Annotated in this window: 8 protein-coding genes; 6 read left to right on the top strand and 2 right to left on the bottom strand. The window is 58.8% G+C overall.

The features are described from left to right. Positions 1-2580: 2580 nt before the first annotated feature. From NSJP_RS13840 to NSJP_RS13815, 6 genes are all read left to right on the top strand, one after another. Positions 2581-3813: a fascin domain-containing protein gene (locus NSJP_RS13840; protein WP_155970221.1), complete on the top strand. Its 1233-nt coding sequence runs from the start codon at positions 2581-2583 to the stop codon at positions 3811-3813. Between the two features lie 111 nt (positions 3814-3924). Next, positions 3925-4389: a hypothetical protein gene (locus NSJP_RS13835; protein ID WP_080887460.1), complete on the top strand. Its 465-nt coding sequence runs from the start codon at positions 3925-3927 to the stop codon at positions 4387-4389. 128 nt (positions 4390-4517) lie between these two features. After that, entirely contained in the window at positions 4518-5489 is a 972-nt protein-coding gene (locus NSJP_RS13830; protein ID WP_080887459.1) for a hypothetical protein, read from the top strand. A gap of 73 nt (positions 5490-5562) precedes the next feature. Next, positions 5563-6960, top strand: coding sequence for a trypsin-like serine protease (locus NSJP_RS13825; RefSeq protein ID WP_172834347.1), 1398 nt, complete (start codon positions 5563-5565; stop codon positions 6958-6960). Positions 6961-7093: 133 nt separating this feature from the next. Next, the gene (locus tag NSJP_RS13820) at positions 7094-8245 is read left to right on the top strand and encodes a fascin domain-containing protein (protein WP_155970219.1); all 1152 of its coding nucleotides are present in this window, start codon (positions 7094-7096) and stop codon (positions 8243-8245) included. Positions 8246-8499: 254 nt separating this feature from the next. After that, positions 8500-10893 (top strand): arylsulfatase, encoded by a 2394-nt coding sequence (locus NSJP_RS13815; protein WP_080887456.1) that lies wholly within the window; start codon positions 8500-8502, stop codon positions 10891-10893. Between the two features lie 81 nt (positions 10894-10974). On the opposite strand, the gene NSJP_RS13810 is transcribed toward NSJP_RS13815, so the two are convergent. Beyond that, complete coding sequence (locus NSJP_RS13810; RefSeq protein WP_155970217.1) at positions 10975-11958, bottom strand: hypothetical protein; 984 nt, start codon at positions 11956-11958, stop codon at positions 10975-10977. Between the two features lie 26 nt (positions 11959-11984). Continuing rightward, complete coding sequence (locus NSJP_RS13805) at positions 11985-13685, bottom strand: DUF4384 domain-containing protein (RefSeq protein ID WP_080887454.1); 1701 nt, start codon at positions 13683-13685, stop codon at positions 11985-11987. Positions 13686-13764 lie beyond the last annotated feature (79 nt).

Raw genomic sequence — 13764 nt, 5'->3', positions numbered from 1 at the left:
CAATAGAACCAAGAATCACAAGGAGGAGAGCGATGAGAGCGATCGTGAAAGTGTTCGTGGTCGGGACCCTGGGCCTCACCATGCTGGTGGGAACGGCAGCGGTCAGTGTCGCACTCCCTCCGGAGTTCAGTACTACCCATTGCAAGTGTTCCTGTACGGCTTCCAGTGGCAGCGCGAAGGAGCTGACTTGGGCAATGACGACAAACTGCATGTCGAATGGCAAGGACTGTAGGTTCACCGTGGATGGGGGGAAAACATTCACCCCAGGGAAATTGGCCAATTGCCAGAAATGCTTGCCGAATTACCCGTTGCCGACGTGTACTTCCGCCGCTCAGAGTCTAGGGGAGCTGCCGCAGCTGCAGCCGAAAACTCCTCCCCCCAGTCGAGTGCCCGCGCCGGCCGGAACGATTCAGCGTCGCGGAGTCGAGGGTGAGCAGCCGGATGGCGGGATGGCTAATCCATCCGGAACAGGGCCTGAGTCTAAGTAAACATCGCCTGCGCACACGTCATGAACCTATCGTGTCTTTCGTTCGACTAATGGGCAACCGGGTCTGGCAGGAAAAGAGAGGACGAACGCCTCATCAGAAAACGAGATGTCCATGCAACCGAGACTTCATAGCTTCTCAACTTTGATCGCTGCAGGAATCTTCTTGGTTCTTATCGCTCTCGCAGGAGTGGCAACGGCCGAACAACCAACGAGTATAGCTCAGACCACGGAGTCAGTCCCCTTTACGCCCGAGCAGGATGCTCCGCCCCCCACTACAGGCGAGATTCGAGAACGCGGAACTTCTTTAGATCCAGTGGTTACTCTCCAGCCTAGGAGGATCGCCGTGCGATCGATCACGATCTCAATAATAACCACGGCTTTATTGACTGGTGGTCTTGTGAGTGTGCCGCTCGCTCCGCGGCTGTTGGCGGGCGAGCTTCCCTCCCAGACTCCATCCCCTGCCAGGGACCGTGAGGCGGAGAAAGATACTGGCGCGCAAGAGACGGCGCCGGTGCCGCGAGAAGAAAAGGGCCCCATGACTGGTCCCGGAGACGTGCAAGAGCGCGCCATTCGACAAGGGACGGGCGCTCCTGGAGAGTCACCTGTATGCGCGTGTGTTAGCCCCGCGGGACAGTGTGTATTTAGCGCAGTGCATGGGTGTGTTCCCTCGCAAGGACCCGTCGGCTGCGCCGGCGGTTGTTTCGAGGAAAAGCCTCAATTAGGAAACGTCCGCCCCTCTGTTCTCCCTAAGTCAAATGCGCCGGTGCTGCAGCGTCGCGGGGTCGAGATTGAGAAACCTCTATCTTCGGAGAAGGAAGGCAGGTGACATCTGTGGGCTGGGACTGTGAGAGATAAATCTTGGCTGGCTCCCAGTCTAGGAGTGAAACCGCAAATCATGAGGGGACCTGATTGTTTTCCAGAGAACCGAAGATTTCAACAGGCCAAAGGCCAGAGAGGACGGTGCGTATGATGAGCAGATGCTGGATCCGATGCGGCGGTGTGGCGATGCTTCTGATGTATATGTGCCTGAGTCACACCATACCGGCCAAAGCGGAACCCATAAAAAATCCAGATAAATGCAAAGGGGGTGTTCCTGACGGAGCCTTCCATTGTCTGAATAAGCCTGGACAGTGGGTCGAGTGCAACGGTAGCGGAGACTACATGTGCTGCGCTCCCAATGCGCAGGGCGGAAAAGATTGTGAGCAAATCGAGAGCTTTCAGACTCCCAAGAATCCAAAAGCCAATATGGGCGCAGTTCACGGGGGCCAGCTTCAGGTCGCGCCGACAAATCCTCCTCCGCGAACAACCCCTGTCCCAAAAGCCGGGATGAACGCTCCGATCATGCGGCGGGGCGTCGAGGGTGAGGAGTCGACTGCGCCACCCCAGGAGGAAACGAATAAGTGATGATGAATGCTCAAATTGCTCGGAGACTAATGCGTAACCTTCTGGTCATGGCGATACCGATGACATTATTCGCCGGCGCGGTAGCACAAGGGGCGGATGAGCCCGTCACTCCGATCTCGCCAAGGCAAGAAGAAGTGTCGGCCCCCTCGCAACAGCTGGAGATCAGTCCTCCGCCATCGACGACAGAGGGGGCGCCCGATGATGTGCAAGAGCGAGGCCTTGGGAAGGGCGACTTCGGACAATTCAAGAAGGATTTCCAACGGAAGCAGCCGCTCCCTCCGTCCGAACCACCCGCTCAACTCTGCCATCAGGAGACCTGGATGCTCACGCAGTGCAAATGTTTCAGCCAGACGGAATGCCAGGCGCTCACGGCCTTGTTTCCCAACTCGTGCCCTCCGGGCAGCAGCCATTGTGAATTCACCCCGATGAGCCGCGGCGCTATGCCTCCCCTGCCACCGAATCTATGCAGCTATCAGGTGCCTCTCACATTCACGAAATGCGAATGCCATAACCAGCAGGAATGCCAATTGTTGACTCCATTTTGTCAGGGCTCGTGTCCTTCCGGCAGTACAAGTTGCGAGTGCACGCCGATGCAGAGACGGTAATGATTCGGAGCGTATTCGGAGGAAGCGACCGGGAGCAACTCGGTCTAACGAATGGATTTCGTCGGCGTGAGAGGAGGAGAGGGAATGAACACCAGATCGCTCGTGACCAGGTTATTGTACGGTGCCTGTCTGCTCGCGTTCGGCTGCGCCACTGCCGAACCGGTCCCCAAGGAGCGCGGACAGGCGAGCATTTCACAGATGGACGTTCCCGTCATACCAGACGAACAGCCCGCGATTACCGAGGTGCCCGCAGAGACCGGTGAGGTTCAGGAACGCGGAATAACCCGGCTCAATCCCGCCGTGCTGGAGGGCAAGACCGCCGTCCTTGGCACGCTGTCCACTGGTCTGACCAGTACGTACCCAGGTGAGTTTGCCTTCAGGACATCCAAAGGCTATTACCTCACCGCGATCAACGGCGGAGGACGGATCGGCGATCCCACCGTCATTACAGGCGCCACGTCGGCCGGCGCATGGGAGAAATTCAAGTTTGCCATCGCGTCCCCGCCTTCGCCTTACGACAAGACCTTTCAAACAGCAAACGGCAACTATGTGACTGCCGTGAACGGTGGTGGCATGACCGCAAACGCGATCCATACCGATGCCACTCAACCCAGGGATTGGGAACGTTTCCGGCTGGTGTACATGAGCGGCCATCCTCCTACCTATTATGGTATCGGGACGATCAAAGGAAACTTTCTCACGGCTGTCGGCGCCGGAGGGAAGTATCAAGATGCGTTGCACACTGACGCCAAACAGATCCAAGCTTGGGAGCAGTTTAGGATCGTGAAGTGCGGCGATCCTGGGTCCGGCTATGAATACGCGATCATGGCGGCAGACGGAGAATTCTTGGCTTCCAACAATTGGGAAGGAAAACCGGGATTCGGCCTGAGCGCGAGGCCGGCCGAAGCGGAAATGAAATTCAAGCTGTTCCGCCAGAGCGATGGCACGTACGCCCTGCAAACCGCGAATGGCCGGACCTACCTCACCGCCCTCGGCGGCGGCGGGCAGGTCGAGAAATACGATAGGAAATATTACACGCCGGACTGTGGGGGGCTTTTCGGAGGTCCTTGCGTCGGCGGCTCCGCTCCCATTTTCCACACCGACGCTACGCAGGTTCAGGCATGGGAGAAATTCCGGATCATCGATCAAGGCAATTGCACCTATGCGATTCAGACTTCGAGCGGTTTCTTTTCCGGGATATTCAAGGATTCATCCGGCGTCACCTTACTGACCACGCGTCGCGACGGGGCGCCGTCCGCCAATGAAAAATTCCAACTGGTCGTCTTCGGCCTGGCATCGCCGGCTATTATCCAGTAACTCACCAAGGAGGTGAGCGCGATACCGGAGATCCATTGGACACAGGTCATCCGTCATGAACGAAACGAACTCGGCGAATCCATTCGATCCTCACCATCGATAAGGAGCGTTATGAAACACCATCGCCTGATTCTCTCCGTCGCCACCGGCCTATTGGTCCTCGGCATCGTATTGCCGTCCGGGGTATTTGCCAAGCCCAAAAAGAGCACGCCGGAAAGTTGCACGACCAAAGACCTCAATACCAATTTCGGCGCGTCCTGCAACGATCAAATGCAACAAGACCTCATGGGCAACAAGCCGTATACGCACGTGCTCTTTTGTGGCGGAGACACGATGCTCTGCTGCACCGTCGATAATTCGACCAATCAAGTCATCAACTGCCGGAAACCGGCGGGAACGAGAGTCATGCCGGGCATGTCCGGCAATGCGATGAGTCAGGCGGGAATGGCCGGTGTTCAACGGCGCGGCGTGGAGGAAACCTCGAAAGCGGAAGACACCGCTGGGGAGCCCACTCCCGTTCCTGATTGGGTCAAGGAATTGGCTGCGCAGGGAGAAGGTGGCGGCAAGAAGCCCTGATCATCCGGCTTGCGTTCTGGGTGAGTGACATGGTGTTCGGGGCGTCAAACGACGCGCCGACGCATGGCATGCTGATCTGCTCCTGTCGGTCTGGGACCGTGAGACGCTCAGGCACTTGGGAGGTGTGTATGACGAAATCAGTTCCGTATCGTGACGCCATTTGTGCCCTGACCCTGACATGGGCGATCGTATTCTGGCTACCGCTCTGTGCCTTCGCCGAAGAACCGGCGAGCCCGGACACCGCCCCCACGATATCCGAAGAGTCGCCTCCGCCGGCGGAGGGTGCCGACATTCAGGAACGAGGACTTCTGCCGGGGCTTGTGAAGCCGGGGGGCACGCTTCAACTGGCCGATCCGAAGTTTAGCGCGCCGACGCCAAGTTTAACAGCGATCCGCAACGCGATGCGGGTCACCTCGAAGAGCATCTCCGTGAACCTCCGCATTCCCCCTAACCTGCCGGTGACGGTGCCCATCGAGGTCGAAGTCTTCTATAGCTCTCCGTTTCGATCGCAGATCCTGAAACGAACCTATAGTTCCACCAGCGGCCTGACCCTCTCGTACCGCGATGTTGAAGGGAATGGGGAGCCACGGGCGATGAAGCTCGTTATTACTGTGAGGGAACTGGTCCCCAATGGGCAAGTAACCGGGATCAACAAGGAGTTCACGATCACCCCGCTCTATGACGTCTTTGTCACGGATTTGAGATTCTACATGGTTGACCGATGCGATACCGTTGGGAAAAGCGACATCACGTTCAAGTGGCGTTCGCCTGACCGTCAGATCCATGAGCAAAAGTTCAAACTCGGTCGTGGCGAAGCAAGAGGGATCACCCAGTTCTCTTGGACCCGCAAGGAGATCAGTACGCGGGCCAATCTCATGGAGCCGTCTGTGTACTTTGACGAGCGCGATCCTCTCGGCGATTACACCCCTCCTATAGAGCAGTCGGGCAAAGCCTTGCTGCCGGGACCGACCACCAAGTATCACTTTTTCTTGAAGGAAGAGACGGGCGGGCCGCCTGGACGCCCAAGTCCTGGCGGCGGTTGCGAAGCTGAGATCACATACACGATCATCCGCGCGCTGATGCCGTTTGATCAATTCTGAGAGGAGCAGAACCCTCATCCAGGAGATTGCCATGCGTCGGCTTAATACAACTGGTTGGAGAAGGAGGCCTAACATGATCTCGATTCCGCGCAGGAACCGGAGCATCGAATCGTATCTATCCGCGGTGATCGTGATCACCGGCCTTGCGAGCGGCTGCGTTGGGCAGCCGTCTTCTTCAAGTCCATCGGCGGGTGATCCGAACGCGGTCCAAGAACGCGCGGTGAGCCGGGCACAGCTTGATACGGGGAGAGTACCGTCAAAAACGGCTCAGCCAACGGCACCGAGCGCCCCAACGCCGATCGTGTTGCCGCCTACGGGAGGAAAATTCGAACCCGACTACAGGTATCCCTGGGTCGTGAGTGTCCAGTCGAGACTCACCTGCAAAGGCGTCCTCCTCGATCCACGCTGGGTCTTGACCGCTGCGCATTGCGTGCAGATCAGCGGCGCCACCGTCACCTACACCCGGACCGATCCATACACCGGGCAGAGCCGATCAGAGACTCGCCAGGCGGGTTCCGGCTCAGGCGGAATCTACAGCCATGAGCAGTATTCATCGAGCAGCTCAGATCAACTCAACGACATCGCGCTGATTAGAGTGACTCAGCCCTTCTCGATTACCCCCTATCTTCAGACCGTCGGTTTGCCAAGAGATTCGCGCCGCCAAGGGGTCGTGGGAACCGTGGCCAACTTCAGTCACAACCTCAATACACCGGCGGGACAGTTCGCCATTTTCCGAGCACCTATCGGGCCGGACAGTTTCGCGCCGAAGTTCTATATCACTGCGGCGGCAGCCAATGCATCGTTGTGTGAAGGCGACAGCGGATCAGGATTCGTCACGGTCGAGTACGGCCGGGCGACAGTCCGGGGGATTGCCTCGCAAGGGACGGTAAGCGATTGTAAGACCCCAACCGGTGAAGCCACGTTCACGGATGTCTATAATTTCCGCGGATGGATTCTCCAGAAGATGGGAATGAATGATGCCGCACTGACGGGTAACACCCGCCTGCGCTGGAGCGGTAGCTCCGCACGCGGAACGATGGTGGTCGCCTGTTTCAACCCCAGCGGAGGAAATGTCGTGGGTCCGCTCAACGTCGTCGGTGTCGAAGAAGGCGCCGTGTGCGAACCCGGTCAGACGCAAACCGTCATGTGCGTCCTCGATAAGAACCAAACCGCGACAAAGTTTGGACCGCCCCAACTCACCGGATTCACGATGAGAACCACGACGGCGAATGGCTCACAGGTGCAGTCCCTACCTATTTCTGGCAATACCGCCAGTTTTTTTGGCCTACTCCCACCCGGTACGTCGCGTGAATTCACCTGCCAGGTCTCGTCAGGTCTTGTGGCAGCGACGGGAGCGATGACCGGCACCAACATGGCCGTGATGAGCCGGGGGGTTGAGAAAGACCAAGTAGAAGAACCTGAAATTGTGCAACCGAGTCCGTTTGATCCGACGGATGGCACCACGCCGTAGTCGATGAGCCTTTCATACGAATCCCTTGCGACTACCCATTGAGGCATGAACGCGTCCGGGCCGTGACTTATGAGATGAAGGAGGAACTGCCATGCGATTTCATCAAACCCCTTCGAGATTACGACAATTATGCATGGCTGTCGCATGGGCGACTGTCGCCTCTGGGCTGACCGTGGCAGTGAATTTCGCCGACGACCCACCCCCGGTGATTAATGAGCCAAGTCCGACGGTGGAAGCGACGCCGCCCATCGCACTCCCGAACGAACCGCCGGCCGGAGACGTGCAAGAGCGTGGGTTGGCTCCCAGAGTTCTGCAACCTGGTCTCGAGTTCAAACAGATGACTCCGAGCGTGCCGCCGAACCCGCCTGCGTTCGGCACCCTTCCGGGAGAGTTTGCCATCCGGTCGTACTTGCAGAGCACTCCCTTTACTGCGCGGGACGGGGGACACCATAGTATCGATGCCGTCATCACCGTGCCTTCAGTACTCGGACCGAATCAGAGGTTCAGGCTGGCGTCTGTTCAACCAGATTTCACGACAATTCAGACGAGCGGCGGATACTACGTGAGCGCCGTGGGCGGGCTTGGTGGACCGCCCAACGCCACGCAACCCGTGCAAACGGAATTGCAAACGCCTCAGTCGGATATTGCGCTCTTTCGAGTGGACGGCCCGAGCGCGGCTGGCACCTATACCATGAAAACCTACGATGGGCACTTTCTCACCGCCCTCGGAGGCGGCGGAAAGGCGAACGATGCTTTCCATACCGATGCGACGAAAGCTTCAACCTGGGAGTATTATTATTTCCTAAAATGCGGCGATCTGGGATCGGGCTATCAATATGCCATCCGGCCGACCGGAACCGGCATGGTCCCTGGCAAGGGGGATTTTGTCAGCTATCTCACGGCACTGGGTGGAGGTGGACGGACGAGTCAGGCCATGACGGCCTTTAGCGGGTTGCAAGTGGGATCAAGATTCAAATTGATCAAGCAGAACGACGGGACATACGCTTTGCAGACCTCCAGTGGAAATTATGTGACGGCCGTGAATGGTGGAGGGCTCGCGAGCGGCGACAACCTCCATACGGATGCACACCAAGTTCAGGCATGGGAAAAATTCAAGATCGTCGAGCAACCACCCAACTGCTCGTATACGATCCAAACAGTCAGCGGGTTCTATCTGGCCGTCGGTCCGGGATCGTCCACTATTTCCACGCGCATCAGTGATCCCAACGCCGCTCCATCGATCGGCTACAACGCCAAGTTCGAGTTGATCATGATCGGTCTATGACGTCCTCACGGGATTGGACGGCCGTTGCCACACCAGCGGTGGCCGGACCATCCGGTCACTTGCAACAGTGGGATTCGAGCGCCCATTCCGTATATACTCCCACCGCCTGATCACCACGAAACCTATACTTAGATAGCCTTGCCTACAGCATGTCATCGAGGAGAGTTGGTTGGTGAATGCAAGACTCTTCTCGTAGCTCAACACGCATTCCAGCCGACAATCGAGATCGACCGCATGGTTGAGGGGAGACCGACATGAATCGAATCATGATCACCGTCGCGATGTTGGCGGTTGCTTCCGCGTCCGCATCGGCGCTCGCGCAGGAGAGACTGCCGTTCCCACCGGTTCCGTCCGGCAGTACGGCCGGCCGCACGATCGAGCAGTCCATGTACAAGCCGCGAGCCCAGGCGCAGCGGCTGCCTAAAGACGCGCCGAATATTCTCGTTATCATGCTCGATGACGTCGGACCGGCGCTGCCAAACACGTACGGCGGCGATATCACCTCTTCGACGCTGACACGTGTGGCGAGCGCGGGCATTTCATTCAATCGCTTTCACAATGCGGCCATGTGCTCGCCGACGCGCGCCTCCCTCTTGACCGGCCGCAATCATCATCGCGTGGCCTTCGGTCAGATCGCCGAGCTTGCCAATGATTGGGACGGATATACCGGCATGTGGCCGCCCACCACCGCGTCGGTCGCCAAGGTGCTCGGCTCCTATGGCTATGCGACCTCCGCCTTCGGCAAATGGCACAACACGCCGGCAAGCCAAACCAGTTCGGTCGGGCCCTATGACCGTTGGCCGACCGGCCGGCTCGTGGGCTTCGACTACTTTTATGGCTTTCTTGCCGGTGAGTCTTCGCAGTGGGAGCCGGCCGTGGTCGAAAACACGGTGCGCCTCGCAGGATCGTCGAACCGCCACGGTTATCACTTCACCGAGGACATGACGGGCAAGGCAATCAAGTGGATGCGCCAGGAGCGCGCCTTGACGCCGGAGCGGCCGTTTCTCATGTACTGGGCGCCCGGTGCCGCCCATGGTCCGCATCACATCTTCAAGGAGTGGGCCGACAAGTACAAAGGGAAGTTCGATGACGGGTGGGATGCGATGCGTGACCGCATCTTCGCAAGGCAGAAGGAGCTCGGCTGGATTCCGGCCAATACGGAACTCACCCCGCGGCCCCCGACCCTCGCCGGCTGGACGGATATCCCGGAGGAAGAGAAGCCGTTTCAGCGTCGACTGATGGAGGTGTTCGCCGGCTATGTCGAGCATGCCGATACGCAGGCCGGCCGGCTGCTGGATGAATTGGATCATCTCGGCATTCGTGACAACACCCTCATTTTCTATGTGTGGGGGGACAACGGTTCCAGCGCCGAGGGGCAGCACGGCACCATCAGTGAGTTATTGGCACAGAACGGCATCGCCACGGAAATTGAGGACCATATCCGTGCGCTGAATGAGTTGGGCGGTCTGGACGCGCTGGGAGGCCCGAAGACTGACAATATGTACCATGCCGGCTGGGCGTGGGCGGGATCGACCCCGCACCAAGGCACCAAACTCATCGCCTCGCATTTCGGCGGCTCGCGGACGCCGCTGGCCGTTTCATGGCCGAAGTCCATCACGCCAGACAAGGCACCGCGCACCCAGTTCCACCATGTCAACGATATCGTGCCGACCATCTATGACGTCATCGGCATCAAAGCTCCACAAGCGGTGGACGGGGTGTCACAGGATCCCCTGGACGGCATCAGCATGAAATACGCGTTTGCCGCTGCGGCCGCACCGGAACGAAAGAAGAGCCAGTATTTCGAGGTCATGGGAAGTCGCGGCTTGTATCAGGATGGGTTCATCGCCTCGGCGTTCGGGCCGCGCATTCCATGGGTGCCCGGGATCGATCCCAGCATTCTCAAGTGGTCTCCGGATACGGATACCTGGGAACTCTATGACCTCCGCAGCGACTATTCGCAGGCACGCGATCTCGCCAAGCAGCAGCCAAAGAAGCTCGCCGAACTCAAGAAGGCGTTCGATGGAGCCGCGCGGGCCAACAAGGTCTATCCGATCGGCGGGGGACTGTGGTCGGCGGTCTTCCATCCGGAATACGCGCCGCAGAATCCCGCGACCGAGTTCCACTACACGCAAGACGTCACCATGGTGCCGGAGTTCGCCGCACCCAAGCTCGGGGCACGGAGCAACCGAGTCACGATCGATGTGGACCTCAAGTTGGATTCGGCGGGTGTCCTGTATGCGCTCGGCGGATTCTCAGGAGGGCTGGCGCTTTGGATCCAAGACGGCAAACTCATCTACGAATATAACTTGTTTGAGCTTGAACGGACGCGGATTGAGGCGGCCATTCCCGTCTCGTTCGGCAAAGCAACGATCGAGGTGGACTCGCGCGCTGCCGGCACCGGTCATGTCAAGACCATGGACGTGACGATCCGAATCAACGGACAGGAACTGGCAACCGGCCGCGTGCCGCGCAATGCGCCGCTCGGCTTTACGGCCAACGACGCATTCGACGTGGGCATGGACAGTTATTCCCCCGTCTCGCTGGCATATTTCGACCGGGCGCCGTTCAAGTTCAATGGCAAGATCAATTCATTCGAGGTCCGCTATCAAGACCCGGCCGGTGACCCGATCGCACGGAGGAAATAGGCCTAAGAGAACGGCGCCAATCGCGTCACGGCCTCGCGGGAGAAACGTTGATGCATTGGGAGCGAAGAATGGTTCAGGAGGCTACCGCGGCAGGTACTTGACGACGTAATCGGTCCCACGAAACGCACCTTCAAGCACCATGATCTGTGCAGGACTCATGGGATTGACCCCGGCCTGCATGAGAAGGTCGGTCCGCAAGGACTGCCACACCACCTGATCGAATTGAGTTCTGGTTTGGGGATGCAACAGGGCCTCTCGCATGCCGTTTTCGATGGCGGAGCCGAGGGTGGCCAGATACTTTTTAGACACATCGCAAATGTTGATCGGAAAGATGACGTCGAACCAAAACACGCACTTGTCCTGCGACTTCAGCTGGCCGCGGAACGCGGTCCGCGCCGACTGGTACGTCGGATAGCCTTGGTGATTCGTGACGGGGATGAGAAACACGTCGATAATGATGCCTTCACCGACCGTATCCCCTACGGCCTGATCCCCTTCGGGTGAATAGTCCTTGTAATACGTCTTGAGCTGAAGCGCAGGAAAATGAAATTCGAGGTGAAGTTCGTTTCCTTCGGGCTTCACGATGGGCGGATTCGATAACCCGTTGGTCAGGATGTAGACTTTAGCCGCATTCGAGGCATCGTGAATGTACGGCGGAAGAGTGAATCGTCCGGCGAGACTCCGCCCGATGACAAAATTCGAATCCATCTGGCCACGCAGGTTAGTCAGCTGGACGTAAGACTTGGACAGATCGCCGCCCAACAGCGTCGTGAAGGGGACGGTTTTCTGCAGCGGAGCGGGCGGCGGAGGCGGTTGATACTGTCCCGGCATGTTGCTAGCCGGCATCTGCATGTGCGGTGGTTGAGCCTGCGGCACCGGAGCCTGAGCGCCCCCGGGCTGTCCCCCCTGTCCCTGCGGCGGTGCCGGAACGGACTGAGTGTTGGACCGGGGCGGGAACACTTGCGCCAGGCTGCCTGGAATGCCGGGCCCGAAACCGGGCCACACTCCGGCCGCGAGAACGGTCAGACTCATCGAAGCGATGAGACCGCATAGTCGTCGCGTCATGTCCGTCTGCCTCGCACCAATCCGATCTATTGGTGGTTGAACCAGCGCGTCACCCGCACGTCTTCGCCCGGCTTCGTCGCCACGTATGAAAGCGGGGTCACCTGCACGGGCTGTTGCGACTCATCCTTGACCATCGTGGCTTTGGCCGCTTCGGTCTTTCCGAATCCGTTGGGAATGACCGCCGGCTCCTCGACTTTGGCCGCGGCCTGACCCGTGGGCCGTTGCTGGCCGGCCAGGTGAGCCAGACTCTCCTCGATATCGGTCCGTCGCGCCGGGGAAGCCACCAGGAAGAACGTTTCCACCCCCTTATATTGATCCAACGTGAACCAATATTGTCCCTCCGGAAATGCCTGTTCGACTTCTGGCTTGAGCGGATTGGCCACGCTGCCGTTATCCAGTGGAAAGACCGGTTGAGCCCAGCCGGATCCGTCGATTGAGATGACATAGACGAAGCATTCGCAATTCGTCCGCACGATCAACTTAAAACGATCGCCGTTCGGCCCCCCTTTGAGCGTCTCCCCGTCCTGCATCATGACCACGTGCTTGCCTTTGCCGGACGGCGTGGGGACCTGACGGACCAAGGCCACGTCCAACGCGACCGGTTCGGCAGGTCCCGCGACGGATCGCGGGTAGACTTGTCCACCATATCCCATTCCAGCCGGTTGGCCGCCATAACCATACGGCTGCGCCGCGACCGGCTGTTGATAAAGCTGCTGCTGCTGGTAGTTCTGCATCGGCTGTTGCTGATAGGGCTGTTGGTACTGCTGATACGGCTGTCCCGGCATCGTCTGCTGGTTATAGCCGCCCTGCATCCCCGCCATGGGCTGTTGCTGATACTGTTGTTGATACGGATCCATGACCGGCTGCTGATAGACCTGCCCTTGTCCCGTCATGCCTGGCTGAGCATACCCTTGCATTCCCGCCATAGGCTGCTGTTGATACTGCTGCTGGTACGGATCCATGGCCGGCTGCTGATACAGTTGCGGCTGATGCTGCGGCATGGCTTGTCCCATCTGCGGCGGATAACCCGGATTGCCCTGTGGAGGATAGGCCGGCGCCGTGGCGCCGGGAGCCGTGGCCGGATATCCCGGCTGCAGCGGCAAGCTGGGCTGAGGTTGGTAACCGGACTGAGGCAGTCCTCCCCCCATCTGCCCATACTGTGGCTGTCCGCCGTATTGCTGCCCGCCGTAAGCCTGATTCATCCCATAGGCAGGCGCCTGTACGTTGGTCCCGGGATAGGCATAGGGATTGTTGGGATCGTAAGCGCCCGGCTGTCCACCGAATTGGGATCCCTGCATGCCGTAGCCCATTCCAGGTTGTTGGCCGTAGGAGCCCTGAGCATAACCTGGATTCTGCATGCCCTGCATCTGACCGGCTTGCGCGTAGGGATCCATGCCCGGCTGCCCCGGCATCCCCTGCCCCACCATTTGATTCATACCCGGTTGCTGCATGGCCGGCGGGATGAGCGCAGACTGCGGCGTCCCCATCGGTAATCCCATCGCCACATACGGCGTACTGAGTCGCATCATCAGCCGGTTCATGTCCTCAGAATACTTGCTGCCGTAATTCTTGTTGCTGGTCATCAGCAGATTCCTGGCAAACTCGATTCCTGCCGGGATCAAGAACGGCGCTGCGGCGCAGGATGACAGGAGGAGAAAACCCAGAAGCGTCGAAAGCTCGAAGCGTCGAAAGGAGGATTGTTGGAGCGATGGCTGACTGTTCGTCACAAGAATTCCTCGCCGTCTACCCGTCAGTCGTCGGATTCGGCGGATGGTTCATGGGGATTGTAGTCTCCGACTCCCCGGT

It is taken from the genome of Nitrospira japonica (assembly GCF_900169565.1).
In the GTDB taxonomy this organism is placed as follows: Bacteria; Nitrospirota; Nitrospiria; order Nitrospirales; family Nitrospiraceae; genus Nitrospira_C; species Nitrospira_C japonica_A.
This window is presented reverse-complemented; position numbering and strand designations above follow the sequence as displayed.

What these genes read in the sequence shown, in the direction of transcription:
- NSJP_RS13830 (WP_080887459.1), top strand. Translation starts at nt 4,518, where the DNA reads ATGACGAAATCAGTTCCGTATCGTGACGCCATTTGTGCCCTGACCCTG.
- NSJP_RS13835 (WP_080887460.1), top strand. Translation starts at nt 3,925, where the DNA reads ATGAAACACCATCGCCTGATTCTCTCCGTCGCCACCGGCCTATTGGTC.
- NSJP_RS13840 (WP_155970221.1), top strand. Translation starts at nt 2,581, where the DNA reads ATGAACACCAGATCGCTCGTGACCAGGTTATTGTACGGTGCCTGTCTG.
- NSJP_RS13820 (WP_155970219.1), top strand. Translation starts at nt 7,094, where the DNA reads ATGGCTGTCGCATGGGCGACTGTCGCCTCTGGGCTGACCGTGGCAGTG.
- NSJP_RS13815 (WP_080887456.1), top strand. Translation starts at nt 8,500, where the DNA reads ATGAATCGAATCATGATCACCGTCGCGATGTTGGCGGTTGCTTCCGCG.
- NSJP_RS13810 (WP_155970217.1), bottom strand. Translation starts at nt 11,958, where the DNA reads ATGACGCGACGACTATGCGGTCTCATCGCTTCGATGAGTCTGACCGTT.
- NSJP_RS13825 (WP_172834347.1), top strand. Translation starts at nt 5,563, where the DNA reads ATGATCTCGATTCCGCGCAGGAACCGGAGCATCGAATCGTATCTATCC.